This is a genomic window from Pseudomonas sp. SH10-3B (assembly GCF_019891415.1).
GTDB lineage: Bacteria > Pseudomonadota > Gammaproteobacteria > Pseudomonadales > Pseudomonadaceae > Aquipseudomonas.
This window is the reverse complement of sequence record NZ_JAFLXD010000038.1, coordinates 40,498-60,789: the sequence shown is the minus strand read 5'-3', so window position 1 is coordinate 60,789 and position 20,292 is coordinate 40,498. Positions and strand designations below refer to the sequence as shown.

Annotated in this window: 10 protein-coding genes; 4 read left to right on the top strand and 6 right to left on the bottom strand. The window is 62.3% G+C overall.

Annotation, left to right across the window (positions count from 1 at the left end):
* Positions 1 to 410: 410 nt before the first annotated feature.
* Positions 411 to 1,910 (top strand): hypothetical protein, encoded by a 1,500-nt coding sequence (locus J1G35_RS23545; RefSeq protein WP_223016149.1) that lies wholly within the window; start codon positions 411 to 413, stop codon positions 1,908 to 1,910.
* Positions 1,911 to 1,929: 19 nt separating this feature from the next.
* Here the strand turns inward: J1G35_RS23545 and J1G35_RS23540 are convergent, their stop codons facing one another.
* From J1G35_RS23540 to J1G35_RS23530, 3 genes are all read right to left on the bottom strand, one after another.
* Entirely contained in the window at positions 1,930 to 2,109 is a 180-nt protein-coding gene (locus tag J1G35_RS23540) for a hypothetical protein (protein WP_053133957.1), read from the bottom strand.
* Between the two features lie 156 nt (positions 2,110 to 2,265).
* Positions 2,266 to 3,441 (bottom strand): lactonase family protein, encoded by a 1,176-nt coding sequence (locus tag J1G35_RS23535; RefSeq protein ID WP_223016148.1) that lies wholly within the window; start codon positions 3,439 to 3,441, stop codon positions 2,266 to 2,268.
* Complete coding sequence (locus J1G35_RS23530; protein WP_053134006.1) at positions 3,428 to 3,718, bottom strand: DUF5629 family protein; 291 nt, start codon at positions 3,716 to 3,718, stop codon at positions 3,428 to 3,430. The genes J1G35_RS23535 and J1G35_RS23530 overlap by 14 nt, the downstream gene beginning before the upstream one ends.
* 139 nt (positions 3,719 to 3,857) lie before the next feature.
* Here J1G35_RS23530 and J1G35_RS23525 point away from each other — a divergent pair, with 139 nt between their 5' ends.
* Both J1G35_RS23525 and J1G35_RS23520 read left to right on the top strand, forming a co-directional pair.
* Entirely contained in the window at positions 3,858 to 8,639 is a 4,782-nt protein-coding gene (locus tag J1G35_RS23525) for a DUF6543 domain-containing protein (protein WP_223016147.1), read from the top strand.
* 40 nt (positions 8,640 to 8,679) lie between these two features.
* Complete coding sequence (locus tag J1G35_RS23520) at positions 8,680 to 13,329, top strand: hypothetical protein (protein WP_223016146.1); 4,650 nt, start codon at positions 8,680 to 8,682, stop codon at positions 13,327 to 13,329.
* Between the two features lie 128 nt (positions 13,330 to 13,457).
* On the opposite strand, the gene J1G35_RS23515 is transcribed toward J1G35_RS23520, so the two are convergent.
* Both J1G35_RS23515 and J1G35_RS23510 read right to left on the bottom strand, forming a co-directional pair.
* Positions 13,458 to 15,833, bottom strand: coding sequence for an RND family transporter (locus J1G35_RS23515; protein ID WP_053133968.1), 2,376 nt, complete (start codon positions 15,831 to 15,833; stop codon positions 13,458 to 13,460).
* Between the two features lie 15 nt (positions 15,834 to 15,848).
* Complete coding sequence (locus J1G35_RS23510; RefSeq protein WP_223016151.1) at positions 15,849 to 16,877, bottom strand: YCF48-related protein; 1,029 nt, start codon at positions 16,875 to 16,877, stop codon at positions 15,849 to 15,851.
* Between the two features lie 298 nt (positions 16,878 to 17,175).
* Here J1G35_RS23510 and J1G35_RS23505 point away from each other — a divergent pair, with 298 nt between their 5' ends.
* Positions 17,176 to 18,291 carry a Gfo/Idh/MocA family oxidoreductase gene (locus J1G35_RS23505; RefSeq protein WP_223016145.1) on the top strand — a complete coding sequence of 372 codons (1,116 nt, stop codon included), beginning with the start codon at positions 17,176 to 17,178 and terminating at the stop codon, positions 18,289 to 18,291.
* A 297-nt stretch (positions 18,292 to 18,588) separates the two neighbouring features.
* On the opposite strand, the gene J1G35_RS23500 is transcribed toward J1G35_RS23505, so the two are convergent.
* Positions 18,589 to 20,292, bottom strand: a complete 1,704-nt coding sequence (locus J1G35_RS23500; protein WP_223016144.1) for an AMP-binding protein — start codon at positions 20,290 to 20,292, stop codon at positions 18,589 to 18,591.

Sequence of the window (20,292 nt, the reverse complement as noted above, 5' to 3'; positions counted from 1 at the left end):
GGCTGACACCGTCTTTCGGGTTATGCAGGTAAACGACCAAGTCGCTTTCTGTATGCCGCAGGCCAATCCCCCCATGCGCGCCCTCGGTATCGCCGTCGACAGGCGGTTCAAGAAGCGGTACGTAAATGGGCGGCAACAGCGCCTTTGGGGAGGTTTTTTTCTTGGCCATGGCGACAGTCCTTCCGCGTTCGACTGGAGGTTTCCCCTATCAAACGCCTGAAGAGATTGATTGGCTACTGTCAGAATTAACAGGTGGCGAAGCGATTCCTGAAACTGCCGAGCCACTGGCGGCGCCATCGTCAGCACCTGTTAATTCTGACAGTAGCCAACAGAAGGATTCAGATGTTTGATGGCTCAAACAGCACGAATGCTTGCAGCTACGTGCGACGTTTTCGATCAGGAGCGCGATCATGCCAGCCAAAAAACCGCCTGCCGCACCGGACAAGACACCGCCCGAACCCAATACCCTCTTGAGACTCGACAAACAAAAAAAACCGAAAAACCTGGATCGACTCTACATCCCCGGTATGAGCGAGAACGTCCCAGGCTACGAGGCAGGTGTCCCCAAATGGCTGTTCGAGTCAGGCATGACGATACAGGTGGATAAAAACTGGGATGCCAAGACGGGCGATGTCATTACCGTCGGCAAGCTGCTCAACACAGGAACGGTGGAAGTCCTTGCAGTCAAGCAGCTTCTGCCGGGCGAGGAGCAGCGCAACAGCTACTTCTTTTCCGCAGATCAAAAGAACCTGCGAGATGGGAAATATGCACTGGTGTATGTCGTTCACTATGGGGGTGGCGCCGAATACGGCATCTCCTACCCGCTGGTGACGTTGGTCAAAACCAGCCTCCCGGGCGGGGACGATCACGATCAAATGGAGCCGGGGCATTCAGAGCTGAAATTCAGTCTTTCAACGACGGTGATTGTCCCCGGCAATGCTGCCGAAGGCGTGACCGTGTCCCTCCTGCCTTATCCCAACCGCAACCCCAACGACCAGGTGATTCTCCACTGGGGATCGATCACCCTGACCAAAAACGTCGGCGGCGAGGTGACGCCAACGGTGCTCCACGTTACCTACCAGGACATTGTCGAAGCGGGTGATAGTGACCGCTTGAACGTGTGGATTGAGGTCGTCGACCTTGTGGGGAATATCTCCACGCCAGGCTCAGCAACTGCGCATGTGTCAGTCAACCTGGACATGACCAAAACTGATGGCCCGATCATCGTGAACGGTGGGCCACTGGGCTATATCGACCTGGAAGTGCTCGGCGAGCAACCGCTGGAATTGCAGATGTTCACCCCGCCCAATGTCGGCCTCAGGGGTGACCTGTACGATGTAATGTTCCGCTCCTACCCGCCCAAAGGCGGCATGAAGATCGTGCACAAATTCGTCCCAATCGCCACGCCAGGCAGGCCGCACTCAGTCCTCATCGACTACCTCGACGTGCGCGCTGCTGCGGCAGGCAGGGTGGAGACCAGCTTCGTTTTGCGAAAGTCCGGTCCTCCCTTCGAGGTCTATTCCAAGAAAACCAACGCAGAAGTCAGAGGATCGATTGTTCGTCTGGAGGCACCATCTGTCGAAGGCTATCCCACGGATTTCATTGCTGATAATCCCGAGCATGTGGTTGTGAGCATTCCCTATTACGCCTGGCGCCAACCCACCGACAAGATTTCGTTGATCCTGCGCTATGTGAAGTCGCTGAACGATATCATCCTGCATATCGAAACACTGGAAGTCGGCCAGGCCTGGCCCGAAGGCTCGCCGGTCAAGCGCTTGATCTACCGTGCGCAATTGCAACCGTTCAAGGGCTACCGGCCGCAGCTGTATTACGTCATCTCGACCAACTTCACTCGCGCACGAGCGGTCGACCTGAACGAATCACTGCGGCGCGTACTGACCATCAGTTGATTGATGAGGTTGTGCCAGATCAGCGCTGGGTCTTGTGATCCAGGGCCGCATAGAAATTGGCGCTTTGTTGCAGGTATTTCTGGGTGTAGGCACTGGTGCTGGATTTTTTGCCGGTGACGTCCACGCTGGCGGCAGCAGGCAAAGCCACGGTGGCGGAAACGGCGGAGGCGGCGATGATGGAGAAGAGATTCAAATTCATGTCGGTAACCCTTGTGTGCGTTTGGTTGGGTGGCCGGGGAAGGCCTTGGAACCCAACTTACGCCCGAGGGTTGAACCTTAGAAATGCTTTGAAACAGTAGCCGCTATTAATACAATTAATACAACGAGTCAGGCCCCGCACGGCGGGGCCTGTGGCTTATTGACGCACCAGGAACTTGAGGTCGCTGGGGGCATCAATCGCCAGTTTCTGCACGGTTTTACCCAGCAGGCCGGTCTTCGGGTCGCGTTCAACCACCACGATTTCATTGCTTTTCTGGTTGGCGATCAGCAGGAACCTGCCGCTCGGATCCAGGCTGAACTCCCGTGGGTGGTCGCCTTCCACCGACCGCCGCTGCAACTCCTTGAGGTGCGCGGTGGCCGGGTCGATGCTGAACACCAGCAGTTGGTTGGCGGTGCCGCGATTGCTCACATACAGGAACTTGCCATCGCTGGATGCGTGCAGCGCGGCGCCGGCCTTGTCGGATACCGGTTGCCCGGCGGCGAACTCCACGAGTTGGGTTTGCGTGAGCTTGCCATCGGTGTAATCGAATACAGCGACCTGGGCGCTCATCTCAGTGGTTGCCCAGGCATGTTTGCCATCGGCGCTGAACAGCAGATGACGCGGGCCGCTGCCCGGCGGCAATTGCACAAAGGCCGGATCGGCGGGCGTCAGCGGCAGCTCGTGGTTGGCCTTGGGGTCGTAGCGGTAGGCAAAGATCTTGTCTGCCCCCAGGTCCTGCACAAACACATACTTGCCATCCGGCGACGACACCACCGAATGCACATGGTTGGAGGCCTGGCGCTCAGGGTTTACACGGCTCGCCGGGTGCCCGCTCAACTGCACCGGTGCCGACAGCTTGCCCTCGGCATCCACCGGCAGGATGGCCAGGCTGCCGCCCGGATCCTGCAGCACCGAATAGTTGGCAACGAACAGGTAACGCCCATCAGCCGCCACACTGGAGTGAGTCGGCTCGTTGCCCAGGCTCTGTACCTGGTTGACCAGGGTGAGCTGATGGTTCTGCGGATCGATGCTGTAGCTGCTCACGCGGCCAACCGGGTCTTTCTGGCCCGGGCCGTTTTCGTTGACCACGAACAAGTGCTTCTGGTCCTTGGACACGGTCAGCCACGACGGGTTGGCCGCCTTCGCCGCCAGCACCGGCTGGCCCTGGAAATGGCCGGTACGGCTGTCAAACTGCAGGCGGTAGATCCCTTGGCTGGTGCCAGCGGTGTAGCTGCCCACCAGCAGTTCGTAGGTGTCGGCCGGCGCGGCCTGTACCGACATCGCGCCGACACTGCCGGCCATCAGCAAGGGCCAGAATTTACGCATCATCATGCTCGTCTTCCTCGTCGTTATTGTTGCCGGTGAAGGCGGCCATGCACACCAGGCGGTGCTCGCCCGAATCACCGGTGAGGGTCCAACTTTGCAACGCGTCATCAAAGGTGGCGGCCTGCACTTGCGCCAGGCTGAAAGACCAACGTTTCTCAACGCGGCCGTCCATGGAGATGATCGACAGTTTTTGATCGTCGAGGGTGAAATCAAAGGCATGCAGGCCGTCGATTTCGAGCATGTCGCTGGCGTGAAGTTCAGTAAGCAGGGAGGCGGCAGTCATCAGGATCATTCATCACGGGAAAAAACGTTGATGATAGGCCAATCCATGGCCGGCGTCGTGTCGCGTTAACGGGCTACCGCACCCGGCCAACCACGGCTTGCCATTCTGAGGGCTGACCCTCCACAGAATGGATTCGCTGATGCCGGACACTTTATCCGCCCCCCTGCTGCTCCCCCATCGCAGCAACACCCAGGCCATGGCGGTGGCCCAACAGTTTGCCGGGCGCCCTACGTTGCGCCAGGTGCTCGAACGCCAATTGCATGAACGCCTGCTGGAACAATTCCCGTCGCTGGTGCTGGACATCTCCACCGTCAAGCTGGCGATCCCCAACCAGCGGCGCGGCTGGGACCTGCGGCGACTGACCGATGTGGTCCTCGACTACCTGGGCAACGGCACGCCGTTGAACCTCACCGAGGCGATCGACGAGCGCCGCTGCTTCCTCTCCCAGCGCCCACCGGCGCGCTTGACCTATGACACCGACGGTCCTCGCGAACCGGACATGGCGATTATCGAACAGTTGATTACGGACCTGCCCGCTACCCTGCCCGTCGGCTTTCAAGACGCCCTGAACACGTATTGGAACGGCGCCGGCGACACCGGTGCCAGCCGCTGGCAATGGCTCGGCGACCTGCTGGCCGACAACCTCAACAGCAGCGCCAGCCTGCTGCCGGCTGGACCCGCCCAGGACATGCTGTACGCCGTGAGCCGGCAACCGGATCGTCGCGAACGCCAGACCGTGCGCGCCTACTGCCTGGAAGGTTGTGTGATCCACCAGGGCCGCACCACACGCCTGCTGAGCACCGACCTGCTGTTGGTGCAAGCCAACCAGGTGCTGCTGTGCCAGGCCTCGGGCAATGTGGAAGGCTTTGCCTCACTGGACGCGTTCAATCAGGCCTGGGGCCAACGCCTGGCTGGCGGGTTGCTGGCCGACAAGATCCTGGTCAAGCACTACGAGCCTGACGGCAACGTGTTCGACATCCAGGCCGCTCTGCTGCTTAACCAGCAACTGGACGACCTCGACGCCATCCATCTGCCTGCCGCTGACGGTGTACGCGCCCTGGAGCAACGCTTCGCCGACGCCACCGACCCGGTACCGATGTTCGTCGACGCGCCGGCCCCCGACCCGACGCACCAGGAACGCATTCGCACAGCGCTGCCTGACTGGCTGAAAACGGCCAGCGCCGACCAGCGCTTTGCCTATCGCCAGGCGCTGGTGGACCAGGCGCGGGTGCAGCGACAAACCGGCGGCGCGTCGTTTGCAGACGGCATCGAGAGCCTGCAGGACTTCACCCTGCGCAGCTTGCGCGAACAGATGCGCCGCGATCATCCCGAGTCCAGCGTGGAACCCGGCAATCTGCAACTGACCTTTCATGTGCCAGTGGGCGATCTGCACGGCGGCTACCTGGCGCCGGTGAGCATGAGCCTCAGCGAATTGGCGATCAATAACCTCGCCGCCGCGCCACAGGGGCGCCTGACCCTGCACGACACCTCGGGCGCAGCCCTGCCCGCCTGGCTCAACGAAGACTATGTGCTGGGGGAGAAAGGCCTGTTAAGTAGCACACCGGGGCTGATTCGCCAGGTGGACATTGGCCGCCACTACCCACAAACGATCCGCGAACTGCTGCTGGGCGACAGCCCCGAGATACGCGAACGCGAAACGCTGTTTGGCGAGCAACTGGAGGTGCAACTGCCACGCCAGGCCCTGGAACACACGATGCGCCGGGAACACGGCTTCACCTTCGAGGGGTATCGCTACGTCAAGGCCGTGCTGCAGCGCAGCGCACCCGGGCGGGTGGTGGATGGCCAGGACATCGTCATCCGTCCGCTGGCCTTCGCCCGGGCTCCCGGTGCGCTGCCGGACATCGTCGCCCATATGTTTATCATCGAGCCCCGTGCCTCGGGCAGCGGCCCGCACCTGCTCTATCGGCCGTTGTACCAGGACGCGTTGCGGCAGTTCGCCAGCCGCCAGGCGCTGTTCGACGCCATTGCCGAGCCAGGCGCCCTGCAGGACAGTGTGCTGGCCTGGCTGACGGACAAGGCGCGGCCGATCTACAGCCATGGTGGCTTTCATAGCCCGCATATCCTGCGCTTCGGCCAGGGCGACGACACCGTACAGTGGCCCGCACCGCCGCCCGCGCAGTTGGCGCAGGACCCCAATGGCGGCGAAGTGCCGGGCTCCCTCGCGCAATCACTGGCGTCCGGCAACCTGACGCAATACCTGTACGGCAGCAATGCCCGGGCCCTGGTGGACCTGGCCGACCGAGACTCGGTATCGAATGCCGAAAGCCGCTGGGCGGTGCTGCTGGAAGGCGGCTGGTTGCTGTTCAACGCGCTGTTGATGCCGCTGTTGCGCGGCCCGGCGATGGCCGCGGGCTGGATCCTGCAACTGGCCGTCAGCCTCAAGCACGACATCACCGGCCTGCGAAGTGATGACGCGGCCGCCCGTGAACTGGCCTGGGTCGATGTGCTGTTGAATATCGGCTTGTTGGTGTTGCACGTGGCCTCTCCTACCGAGATCGCCCCGCGCATCCCCGCCGCGAGGATACGCACTGAACCCTCGCTGCCGACGTTGATAGAGCAAGGCCCGGTGGGCCTGCCGTCGGAGCCGGTGGCCGGCGACAACACGCAGGTGGACTTCGTACATTCCAACGCCCGCGATGCCTCACGCCGACGCCTGCTGGATGCCCTGCGCGAACTCCACGTGGCCTGGCCGGTGCCCGCGCCTTCGCCGGTGCAAGTTGGCCCGCACCGTGGTTTGTATGCGATCGGCCAGCGCTGGCATGCCTCCGTGGCCGGCTTGCTGTTCCAAGTGAAGATCGATGCAGAAACGGATGCCGTGTTTATCGTGCATCCGCAAAAACCTCTGCATCCAGGCTTTGAGCTCAAGACTGATGGCCAGGGCCACTGGTCACTGGAGCTGGGTTTGAAACTGCGCGGTGGCGGGCCCAAGAACCGGCTCAAGGCCAAACTGGCACAGATTGAACAACAACGCGCCCAGGCACGGGAGAACGCCCACCGCATTGAAGGCCTGATCGCGGCGGTCAGCGGCGAGCAACTGAGCTTTATCGACGGGATATTCCCCGCCAAGACCCTGCTTGAAACCCTCGACCAGCAACTGCTGGTCACCCACAGAGCGCTGCGGGCGTCGCCGGACAACCCGGTGCTTATGCAGGCGCACGCCACCACCGCGCGCTCCAGGGCCCAGGCCAAGGTGAGTTTCCAGGTGCTGCTGGAGCGCTTCGAACGCACCGCCGGCCCCCAACAGCAGCAGCGCCGCGACCTGCTGGAGGCCTACCGGCAAATCAAGGTGGCGGACGGCAAGTTCGACTATGAAGCCAATGCGCTGGAGCAATACACAAGCATGCTGGCCAGTGACGAGTTACGCGTTGCTTTCCGGGATGCCTTGCACCGAAGCACTTTCGTCTCTGACCAGGGTGAATCCCTCAGCGAGCTGGCCGGCGGGCCGGGCGACGCCCAGGCCATACGGTATGTCTACGACCTGGTGCAAACCAACTTTGCCGCCAGTGAGCGGCATTTAGAGGCGGTGATCGACATCGAAAACCTTCTCGAAACACTCGCCGGCGACCTCAAGAGCGGGCCGGCAGAGCGTTTGAAGTACCTCGGCGCAGAGCCCCACCGGCGCTTCTACAACAGCGTGAGCGGGACGCTGGAAAGCCTGGATCTGCTGTCACTGTTGAGCATCGACCTGGCATTCGAACCGACCACCGCAGAAGAGCTGCATTTCTTCCAGAACCAACGACTGCTGCACACCATCGAGTCCTCAAGGGTGGACACCCACCTTGAACTACTGAGCACCGAGGGCTTCACCGCCGCCGAACGCAAGGCGGTGCTGCTCAATCTGATTGACCATTACAGCCGGCGCCTGCAGATCTACCGCGCGCTGACGGACATCAATTCCCCGTTGGTCATGCCGCGTTATATGCCGCTGCTGATCGAACGCCTCGAGACCGTACGCAGCGCGGCCGAGGCTGACTTGGCCGAGGTGTTGCGCGAGGATGAGTTCCTGCCGCCGCAAACCGGTGCACTCAAGCGCCTGAAAATCGCCGCGCCGGGCAAGCGGGTATTCAAGTCCCGGGACAAGGGTGCACTGGTCGGCGAGTTGCAAGCGCCTGACGCAGACACGCCCTTCACCACCATCATCACCCGCAACCCGATCACTCAGCAGCCCAGTGGCCGCTTCATCGAACACCCAGGAGAAGGGTGGGTCGAGATCGTTGAGGCCAAGCCCAGCCACCCGGTAGCCCCCGCCCCGGCCCGTTCCCTGGCCAGCTTACGCACCCAGGCCCAGCAGTTACTGGACGACGTCGGCTCGATCGAGAGTTCCATCAAGTTCCAGAAAAGCAAACTCAAGGACCCACTGCGCCGCGACGACCTCAACCCCCACGACTGGGACGACATGCTCCAGTATCAGGCCCAGCGCATCGAGTCGATTGCCGATGAGATCCACCGACAGCACCAGGAGCCACAGACGGTGGAGCGCCTGCGCCAACGTGCCGGCGAGCTGCGCAACCAAGGTCGGCAACACTGCATCGAAGGGCTCAAGGCACAGCGGCCGCGCCAGGAAAATATCGACTACCTGCGCACCCACGCCGCCGTGGATATCGGCCTGGTCCACGGCCCGCAACGCACCGCCGCCGGCGACTATGTGAGCGAGTTTGCGGTGCGCGAGAAAAACGCGCTCACGGTGCTGTGGTACGCACATTTTCACTACGCGCGTGTCGGCGCACCGGCGGCTGAGTACACCAAGGCTCACCTCAAACGCCCCGAACACCGCTTTATCACCCTCAAGGATTTACTCGCCCAGGCCGGGCCCGACAGCCGCACCATCGCGCGCAACCTGTACAACCCGATCACCGCGCCGCTGGACCAGCGCCTGTTCCTGAGCCTGCAGCCCGCCTAGAACCTGCCATGAATGGCATTGAATTGCCAAAAGGATGTTTATGCAATCCCATGACTCTATTGCGCACGCCGTCAGCGCGCGCTTTGCTGATCGCCCCCTGCTGGAAAGCGTGATTCGCCAGCAACTCGCCACCGCCATCAGCGCCAGCTACCCCAGCCTGACGCTGGACCTGAGCCGCACGCGTCTGGCGAGGCCGCAACGCCGCAGTTGGTTGCTGCAACCGTTTATGCCGGTGGTCCAGGACGCCCTGGCCAGCGGCACGCCGCTGGACTTCAGCGATGTCGGCAACCTGGCCTGGTACCTCTCCGACGAACCACCCAAGCGCCTGAAACTCCCGGGTTTGACCCAGGAAAAACTCGATATGCAGGTCATCGCCAAGCTGGTGGGCGAAATCCCCCAGACCTTGCCCATCGCACTGCAAAACGCCCTGGCGGCCTATTGGGATGCTGGCCACTGGCGCTGGCTGGCCGATGTATTGAAGGACACCTTGCGCGCCGCCGCCCTGAGCCAGGCCGACCTGGATCACACGGCCCGCGAGACCCTCGACCAGTTATTGACCACCCCTGAGCGCGAGCCCCGCCTCGCTCGCCATCGCGAAGGTGCGGTGTTCGCCTACGGGCTCGAGGCCACCCTCAAGCGCGAGGCGCACAGTGTCAGCCTGCTGGGTCCGCAGCTGGTGCTGGCCCGCGCGCTCAACGGCAAGGTGTCGGTGTTGCTGTGCAGCCCGCAGACGGGTATCGAGGTATTCGCCAACATGGATGCACTGATCCAGACCGTGGGCCAACGCCTGGGCCATCAGTACCAGGTCGACGATATCGTGCTGCAACGCTATGAGCCCGACGGCGATCTTTTCGAGCACCAGGCCTCGTTGATCCTCAACCGCCAGCTCGAAGACCTCGGCAACCTGAGCCTGCCAACCGGCCAGCCCTTCAGGGTGTGGCAGGCGTTGTATAACGAGATCACCGACCCTGGGCGGTTTTTCCGTGACGCCCCGGCCACCCCGATCCTGGCGACCTTGCGCACCCATTTGCCGGCCTGGCTGCAAGGTGCCAGTGCCGACGACCAGGCCGCTTATCGCCGCTACACCCTGGCGCTGGCCGCAGCGAAACAGCGTGCTGCGGGCCGCACCGTGTTCAGCGGTATCGACGACCTCCACACCTACACCGTCAACGCGCTGTTGCAAGCCCTGCAAGGGGATGCAGTGACGTTTGAAAAGCTCGTGCCGACTGCGCCTTCCGTCGCGGCCCTGCATCCCGACGACCTGCTGCTGACCTTTTCCGTGACAGCCGGCTACCCAGGAACCGTCGGGATCACTCGCAACGAACGCATGAGCCTGACCCAACTCGCCATCGACAACCTGTCCAGCCGTCCCAGCGGCAGCGTAACCCTCGCCCACCGGCATGGCCTGCCCTTGCCGGCATGGCTGACCACAGAGTACCTGATGGGTGCCGGCGGCCTGGTGGAGCGGGTGGACATTGGTCAGCAGTACCCACGCCTGCTGGAAGCCCAACTGCTGGGTGACAATCGCGAGGCGCGCGAGCGTGAAGTGCTGTTCGCCGCACAGCAGGCCGTGCAATTGCCGTTGCTGGCCCTGGAACTGAGCCTGAAACAGCAAGGCGGTCTGAGCCCTCAGGGCGCGCGCCTGGTCGCGGCGGTGATGGAGCATGATATCGCCGACCAACAGGTCGACCGGCAGCCGGTGGTGATCCGCCACCTCGCCCTGCTGCAGATGCCTGGCGCCCAACCGGACGTGGTCAGCGCCATGTACCTGATCGAAGCCCAAGACCCCCGCATCGGTCCCCATGTGCTGTACCGACCGTTGTATGCCGAAGCCCTTCAGGAATTTGCCAGCCGCGGCGCGTTGTTCGAGGCCATCGCCGAACCGGGGCCGCTGCAGAACAGCGTCTTGACCTGGCTGAGCGACCCGGCCCGGCCGATTTACGCCAACGGCGGGTTCCGTGAGCCCCACTATGTGCGTTTCGGCCAGGGCGATGAGTTTGCGCCCCTGGGCAAACCGACGCCGGCGACGCTGTCCGCCGATGGCATCAACGACGAACTGCACCAATGCCTGGTGACCGGGCGACTGATGGCGTACTTGTTCAGTGACCATGCGCGAGCCTTGGTGGAGCAAGCCAACCGTGAGTCGGTGTCCAACAGCGAGAGCCGCTGGCAAGTGTTGCGCGAAGGCAGCAGCCTGTTGTTCGGTAACCTGCTGCTGCCCCTGCTGCGCGGCCCGGCCATGCTCACCGGCTGGCTGTTGGGGTTGATGGCCAGCCTGGGCCAGGATATTCCGGCGCTGGCCGCCGAAGACCCGCATGCCCGGGAGCTGGCGACCGTCGACCTGCTGCTCAACCTCGGACTGCTGTTACTGGAGGCCGTGCCGGTGGTGATCCCAACGCCCGCGCCGCTGGCAACGGGGCTCAAGCAGCAGGCGATGCCCTCGGCTTTGCGCCCGTGGATCGCCGAGCAATGGCCGCAACCGCCCGCGCCGAGCATTCGTGAAGGTGCAGTCCTGCTGCCCGAAGCACTGGCGCAGAAAGACAACACCGTGCTGGATTTCAGCTTTGCCCAGGCACGCCAGCGTCTGACCCCGACCCAACGCAACCGGCTGGCCACCTTCAAGGCCCCGCGCCCGGCACTCCTGCCCCAGCCGGTATTGAACGGACCGCGACGCGGCCTCTACCTCATCGAGAACACATGGCACGCGCTGGCAAACGGCGAGTGGCTGCAGGTCTCACTGGAGCCTGAGGGCGACATCCGAGTGGTGATGCCGAGCGATGCACGTGTGAATGGCCCTTACCTGCGCAGCGATGCCCAAGGCGTGTGGTCGGTGGACACGCGCCTGCACCTGCGCGGGGGCTTGCCACCCAAGCGGATTGCTGCCGAACGTCAACGGCGGGCGCAGCGCATCCGCGAGCTGCAGGACAGTTATGAACGGTTCATCCAGGGCCAGGTGGCGCGGCAAACCCGCATCGAAGTGATCCTCGGGGTCATGACCCGCGCTGCTGACGACCCGCGTTTCAGCGAGGCGCAACTGGCTGACAGCCGCCGGCGATTCGACACCGCCCTGCAAGAGCAGACCGAGGAATACCAGCAGCAACTGGACAACCTGAAAGAACGCAACGAGTTGGACATCGCCCTGCCGCCACAGTCCGTCGCGAGCCTGTTGGAAAATATGGTCAACAACGCGCGCAAGCATGTGGTGGTGGCCGAGAAAGACCGGGGCGCGCTGTACCGCACCCACGCTCATTTCACCTCCAAAGCCCCACGCCTGGCCGAAGCCATTCTTGGCGACTTCCCCGCTTACCAGCAGTTTATCCGCAGCATGATTGCTATCAATGAACGCTCGATCCGTTGGCTTGAGGTGCGTGATCGCTACCTGGACCAACTGTTCAAACTGGGCCCCGCCGGCAGCGACCATTACCGCCGCTTGACCTGGGAACGCCCGCAGGAAATCAGCGCCCTGGCGGTCAAGGACCTGCTGATGCGCAACTTTGAGCTGATGACCCACAAGCACCCGGGTCACGCCTTGGTCAGCGTGATGATCGATATCCTTGAGCCGCTGCAGGAGCACTTGCGCACCCACAGTGACCTGAACGAGCTGGAGCTGACGGCCGAGGAACGCATCAGCGTGTTGGAAAGCCTGGTGGAGCACTACGGCCGGGGCCTGGACGCTCTGGAGGGGGTTGGCATCGTGAATGCCGATGAGCTGGACGGCGAGTATTTCGCCAAGCTGGTCAAGCTGGTGGATGGGTTGTACCAGCAAGCGGCCCAGCAGTTGGCCAGTGAAATCAAGCCCGTCGCCCAAACCGCCCCGCGCCCAAGCCGGCGCCCTCCGGTGGTCGCCGGAAAACCGCCGAAAAAGGTCATTCGCACGGCGAAAAAGGGCACCTTTATCGGCGAGGTCAAACCCGTAGGCACACTGGAAACCGTCGAGCTTCGTTCAGAGGTCACCGGCGAGGTGTTGAGCACGTATTCACAACGAGGCGAGCAATGGATCGAGTTCAAGGACGCGACCCCGCCGCTTTCGCCCTTGACGCCGCGCAGTTTGAGCCTGGTCAAGGGTGAGGCGCGCAAGCTGCTGGGCATGCTGGAGAAACACCTGCTGCGCGGCGAGCAGTACAAGAAAGTGTCCCGGCACCCGCAGGAAGTCCAGGAGGTGCTGCAGTCTGAATCGGTGCGCTACGACAAGCTGGCCACCGAACTGCACCTGGCAATCCAGGCCCAACCCGCCGAAGCCCGCACGCCGGCTGACCTGGCCCTGGAAAATGACATGCGCCAGGCGGCAGTGCGCCTGAGTGAACGCGGCCAGGCGCTGCGCATTCAACTAAGCCTGGAACTGCCACCGACCCACGGCAACCTGGAATACCTGATCGAGCAGAAGCGCGCAAACATGGCGTTGCTCGGAGAGCGCATTCAACTGAGCGGCGAGCGCCGGGATTTTGTCCAGGAGTATGCGGTCAACGACTCGGGTGGCTATCCATTGTGGTACGCCCACTTCCACTACCCGGCCGCCGATACGCCCAAGGAAAACTACACCGCTGCCCACCTGAAAACCATTGAGCAACGCCGGGTCAGTTACTACTCGCAACTGGCCCGTGCACAAAGCCCACAGGCGGTGGTAGATGTGCATCGCGGCTTGCTTGGCAAGGCACTGGCCGAGCGCTGGTTCCTGCCGCTGGCCCGCTGAAAACGAGTCAAGGCTTTTTGTAGGAGCGAGCTTGCTCGCGAAGCACTCAGGGCCACCGCGTTTATGGAGCATGAACGCGTTGCCTGGGCGTTTTTCGCGAGCGAGCTCGCTCCTACATGACTGGCGCTTTAGTGGGCAAACAACGAGTTGCCCTTCTGCCCCGCCAGCTTCTCGGGCTTGATCAGGAAATGCGCGAGTGCCGGCAGCAGCCACAGTGCACCGAACATGTTCCACAGCAGCATGAAGGTCAGCATCAGGCCCATGTCGGCCTGGAACTTGATGGCCGAGAAGATCCAGGTGCACACGCCAATCGCCAGGCACAGCCCGGTGAACAGCACGGCTTTACCGGTGGACTTGAGCGTCTGGTAATAGGCTTCCTGCAACGGCAAACCCGCGCGCAGGAAGCTTTCCAGGCGGCTGTAGATGTAGATGCCGTAGTCCACGCCAATCCCCACGCCCAGGGCCACCACCGGCAAGGTCGCGACCTTGACGCCGATGCCCATGAACGCCATCAGCGCATTGCCCAACACCGAGGTCAGCACCAGCGGTAGCACGATGCACAGGGTTGCCGCCCAGGAGCGGAAGGTGATCATGCACATGGTCGCCACGCACAGGTACACCAGGATCAGGATGATCAGCTCCGATTCCTTGATCACCTCGTTGGTGGCCGCTTCGATCCCGGCATTACCCGCAGCGAGGATGAATTCCAGGCCGTCCTTGTTGTTCTCCTTGGCGAAGTCCTGCACCGCATGCACCGCGCGGTCTAGGGTTTCGGCCTTGTGGTCGTTGAGGAACACCAGCACCGGCGCCAGCGAGCAATTGTTGTTGTACAGGCCATCGGCACGGGCGATGGAGTTGTTCAGCACATCAGGGTTACGCGACAGGGTCTCCCACTTCAGGTTGCCCTCGTTCATGCCCTTGATCATCTGCTTGGAAACGGTCACCAGCGAGATCGCCGACTGCACGCCCTCGGTGTTCTGCATCTTCCACATCAACTGGTCGATGGGCGCCATGGCTTCATAGCGCGAGCAGCCTTCGGCCTTGGTCTTGACCATCACCACCAGCACGTCGGAGCTGGTGGAGTAGTTGCTGATGATGAAGTTGTTGTCCTTGTTGTAGCGCGAGTCGGGGCGCAATTCCGGCGCGCCCTGGTCGAGGTCGCCGATCTTCAGGTTCTGGCTGTACCAGAGGCCTCCGCCAAACGCCACCAACGCGAGCAGGACCGAGACCGGCGCGACTTTGGGGCTGGCGAATTTCGACAGCAGGCGCCAGAACGGATGTTCGCGGTGCGCGTCCTTTTTGCTCCGGGCGATGGCCCGCTTGCTGATACCCGCATAGGAAATCGCCACCGGCAGCAGGATCAGGTTGGTGAACACGATCACCGCCACGCCGATGGACGCGCCGATGGCCAGTTCGCGGATCACGCCGATATCGATGATCAGCAGCGTGATAAAGCCCACGGCGTCCGCGAGGATCGCGATCATCCCCGGCAGGAACAGTTGCCGGAAGGTACGCCGCGCGGCGGTCAGCGCGTTGTCCGCCTCGCTGGATTGCAGGGCGATACCGTTGATCTTCTGCACACCGTGGGAAATCCCGATGGCGAAAATCAGGAACGGCACCAGCATCGAATACGGGTCCAGCCCGAAGCCGAAGAAGTGCATCAGGCCGAGTTGCCAGACCACCGCCACCAGCGTGGTGCTCAACACCGCAATGGTGCTGCGCAGGCAGTTGGTGAACCACAGCAATAGAACCAGGGTGATGATGAACGCAACACCGAAGAACAGCACCACCATCACCAGGCCGTCGATCAGGTCGCCGACCTTCTTGGCGAAGCCGACGATGTGGATCTTGACGTTGGGGTTCTGGGCTTCGAACTTGTCGCGGATCTTGTCTTCGAGCTCATGGGAAAACTTGCGGTAATCCAGGGCCAGCAACTTGCCTTGGTCCTGCGGGTCCGGGTAGGACTCCAGCAGCGGGATATCGACGATGCTCGATTTGAAATCGTTGGCCACCAGGCGCCCGACCTGGCCGGACTTGAGCACGTTGTTGCGCAGTTGATCGAGGCTTTGCGCCGAGCCGTTGTAGCTCTGCGGGATCACTTCACCGCCGGCGAAGCCCTCTTCGGTGACTTCGGTCCAGCGTACGCTGGGGCTCCACAGCGACTTGAGGCCCGAACGATCGACGCCCGAGATGTAGAACACCTCGTCGTTGATCTGGCGCAGGGTCTCCATGTACTCCTTCGTGAAGATGTCACCGTCCTTGGCCTCCACCGAGATGCGCACCGTGTTGCCCAGGTTGGCCAGGTCGTTGCGGTGTTCCATCATCTTTTCGATGAAGGGGTGCTTGAGCGGGATCATCTTTTCAAAGCTGGTGGACGGGCGAATCAACGTCGCCTGCCAGAACAGGAAAATACTGACCAGCAGGCAGATCACGATGACTGCCGGGCGGTTGTTGAAGATCAGGCGCTCAAGAAAGGTCGCTTTATCGTTGTGATGACTGCTCATGCTTTCCCCGCCTTCTTATTGTTTTGTCGGTTCGGCGCCAGTGGCTGTAGCGACGCGAACACCACCCTGCCCGACCAGAATCAAGTTGCCATTGCCTGCCGCCGTGACGGCCGATAACGAAATGCGGTCCGGGCGGTTGAACACGCTGAAGGTCTGGCCGTCGTCATGGCTGACCACCACGCTGCCACCGTTACCGACGACCACGATGGCGCCGTCCTCCAGCAACGTCGCCCCCGACAGGCCGAACTCCAGGGCGCCGCGTGCGGCATTCAGTTCGACCTGTTCCCAGGTGCTGCCGAAATCCGTGGAACGGTAGAGATTGCCGCGCAAGCCGTAGGCCAGCAGGGTTTGGGGTTGTGCGGTGCTGATCACGCCAAACAGCGAACCCTCGTAGGGGCCTTCGAGTTTTTCCCAGGTCTGGCCGTCGTCGCTGGAGCGGAACATGCTGCCCTGCTCGCCGACGATAAACAGGCCGGCGTCCTTGATCTGGGCGATGGCGTTGAGGTGGAACTGGTCTTCGTTGTCGAGGCGGTCGCTGACGTCTTCCCAGGTCTTGCCGCCGTCGGTGGTTTCGATCAGCGCACCGTAGGCGCCGACGGCCAGGCCGTGGCTGGCGTCCTTGAACCAGATGTCGAGCAGCGGGGCTTCGCGCTTGAGGTCCTGGTATTGCTGGGTCCAGGTAGCGCCGCCGTCGGAACTGGCGAGGATTTGCGCATCATGGCCGACCGCCCAGCCCTGCTTGTCATCGACGAAATACACCGCCGTGAGCAGTTGCCGGGTGGGGACCTTGGCTTGGGTCCAGGTACTGCCCTGGTCATCGGAATAGAGGATGTGCCCGCGATCACCGACCGCCACCAGGCGCTTGCCGACATGAACCACATCGATCATCAGGCCTTTGGCGGCCTTGGGGGATTCAATCGCAAAAGGGGTATCGCTGGCGGCCTGGACGACGGTCGGCAACGCGACAGCCCCAAACAGCGAGAGCGCTGCGGCCAGCAACGCAACCTTGCGTGCGGCGCGTGGGCGGCAAACAACCCAACCCATGACAGGCTCACTCATAGACCTTTCTCCCATTTATTATTGTTAGGTCGTCTCGCCTTCCCGGGCCCTGAAACCTGCAATCTAGAGCGCCTGGAGGAAGCAGGGGCCATCCTATCGGGCTTTCGAATCGTCTGACAATCGGTGCTACGTTATCTTTTGTTAACTGGCGGCGTTTAGCCATGCCTGAATAGGAGGACATTAGCCAGACTGATTAATGAATTTTTATTCCATATCTTGAGTTATGCGAATTTTTATTCCATTAATAGCCTTCCTGAAAACAATAATCCAAAGGACCACGGCTATGCGTGAACTCGGAATCGGCTTGATCGGCACAGGCTTCATGGGCCGCGCCCATGCCCTGGCGTTCAACAACGCCCGGGCGGTTTTTGAACTGCCGGTACACCTCAAGCTGGCCGCCCTGGCCGATGCCGACACCGAACGCGCCCAGCGCTGCGCCACGGCCTGGGGGTTTGCCCAGGCCCACGGCGACTGGCAGGCGCTGATCAACGACCCGTCGGTGGACGTCGTGGCCATCACCACCCCCAACCACCTGCACTACCCCATGGCGATGGCGGCGATTGCGGCGGGCAAGGCGGTGTATTGCGAAAAACCCCTGGCGGTCAGCCTCGAACAGGCCGACGCGATGCGCCGCGCCGCCAGTGCGGCGGGGGTGGTGACACGGGTGGGCTACAACTATCAACACAACCCGATGGTCGGCCTGGCGCGGCAACTGATTGCCAAGGGCGACCTCGGCGACATCATCAGCTTCCAGGGCGAGTTCAGCGAAGACTTCATGGCCGACCCGGCGTCACCGTGGTCGTGGCGCTGTGAAGTGGAGCATGCCGGTGGCGCCCTGGCGGACCTGGGCAGCCACTTGCTGTCGATGGCGCGTTACCTGGTGGGCGACGTGACCAGCGTGTGTGCCGACACCCAGACCGTCCACGCCCAACGCCCGACCGTCAAAGGCAGCGCCGAGCAGAAAGCCATCGCCGTGGACGACCAGGTACACGCCCTGCTGCGCTTCGCCAACGGCGCGCGCGGCACGGTGAGCAGCAGTTGGCTCAAGCACGGTTACAAGAACCACCTGAGTTTCGAGATCAGCGGCACGAAGGGCACGTTGGCGTTCGATCAGGAACGCTTGAATGAACTGCGCCTGTGCCGTGTCGGCCAGGACGGTTTCCAGCGTTTGCTGGCCGGCCCTGCCCTGCCCGGCTACGCGGCCTTCAGCCCGGCTGCGGGGCATCAGCTGGGGTACAACGAGCTGAAGACTCTGGAAGTGCAGGAGTTGATCATGGCCGTGACGGGGCAAGGCGCGGATGGCACCGACTTTGAAGCCGCGTGGGAAGTGGAGCGGCTGGCGACGGCGATTCGCGTGGCTGCCCAGGAAGAACGCTGGGTCAACGTGAACTCGCTCTGAAGCACAATGCAAAACCCTTGTGGGAGGGGCAAGCCCTAACGCCAGTCAGTTAAGGAGGAACATCGTAACTGTGGCGAGCGGGCTTGCCCCGCGTTGGGCTGCGAAGCAGCCCCAAAACACAACCCCGGGGCTGTCTGGCACACAGCAGCGTTCTTACTTGGGGCTGCTCCGCAGCCCAACGCGGGACAAGCCCGCTCGCCACAGGGAGATTTGTCAGGGTCTGAAAAGTTGTGTGGATACCCAAGGCCATCGGGAGCAAGCCCCCTCCCACATTTAGATCGCCTACACACATTTAAATCAGCGCAAGGCTCGGCGCAGTACCTTGCCCACCGTGGTCTTGGGCAACTCGGTAGTGCGAAACTCCACATACCTGGGCACCTTGTACCCCGTCAGGTATTCCCGGCAGTGCTCAAGAATCTGCTCCTGGGTCAGGTTCGGATCCTTGCGCACCACGATGATCTTGACCTTCTCCCCCGTCACCCCGTCTTCCACCCCGATGGCCGCCACTTCACCGACGCCGGGGTGCAATGCCACCACGTCTTCGATTTCATTGGGGTACACGTTGAAGCCCGAGACCAGAATCATGTCTTTCTTGCGGTCCACCAGGCGGATATAGCCGCGTTCGTCCATCACGCCGATATCACCGGTCGACAGCCACCCCTCGGCATCCAGCACCTCGGCGGTCTCCTTCGGCCGTTGCCAGTACCCCTGCATCACCTGCGGACCGCGCACTTGCAGTTCGCCCTGCTCGCCGATATCGGCCAGTTCGCCGTCTTCACGCATGAACCGCACCCAGGTCGACGGCAGCGGGACGCCGATGCTGCCGGTGAATTCCATCTCGCGCATGCGCGCAATGTTGATCGGGCTGATGCTCACCACCGGCGAGCATTCGGTCAGGCCGTAGCCTTCGATGATCGGCAGCCCGGTGACTTCCTTCCAGCGCTTGGCCACCGCCGTGTGCGTGGCCATGCCGCCGGCAATCACCATGCGCAGGTCGGAGAAGTCCCGCGCACAGAACTCCTTGTTCTCCAGCAGGCCGTTGAACAGCGTATTGACCCCGGCGATGCCATTGAAGCGTTCCTTGCGCAGGATCATCTGCACCCGTTTCACATCCCGAGGGTTGGCGATGAGGATGTTGCGCCCGCCCAGGCACATGAACATCAGGCAATTCACCGTCAGCGAAAAGATGTGGTACAGCGGCAGCAGGGTAACGTTGGTTTCCTGTTTGTCCTGGTCCAATTGGTCGCCGACCCAGGCCTTGGCCTGCAGCAGGTTGGCGATGATGTTGCGATGACTGAGCATCACGCCCTTGGCGTCCCCCGTGGTGCCGCCGGTGTATTGCAGGAAGGCCAGGTCATCGAGGTGCATGTCCACCGGGAAGTGGTTGAGCGCGCGGCCCTGTTTCAACACCTGGTTGAACCGCACCGAACCAGCCAGATTGAAAGCCGGCACCTGTTTTTGCACGCGGCGCAGGATGAAGTTCATCGCCGCGCCCTTGAAGGTGCCGAGCAAGTCGCCGATGGCGGCCACCACCACGCGCTTGACGCTGCTGCCGGCAATGACTTTTTCCAGGGTGTGGGCGAAGTTTTCGAAGATCACCACGGTTTCCGCGCCGCTGTCCTTGAGCAGGTGCTTGAGCTCGTGGGAGGTGTACAACGGGTTGACGTTGACCACCACCGCGCCGGCCAGGATGGTGCCCAGCAAGCAGATCGGGTACTGCAAGCAGTTGGGCATCATCAGCGCAACGCGGTCGCCCTTCTTCACCCCTTGGCCCTGCAGCCAGGCGGCAAACGCAATGCCTTGCACCTGCCAGTCGGCGTAGGTCATTTCGGTGCCGATGCTGACGTAGGCGACCCGCTCGCGAAACTTCTCCAGGTGCTCCAGGAACACCTCGCGCAGCGACGGGTAATCCTCGATAGCGGCATCGATGTCCGCCGGGACGCCGGGCAGGTAAGCGTTCAACCAGACCCGTTCGGTGTGTTCCAGGCTGATAGCGTTCAT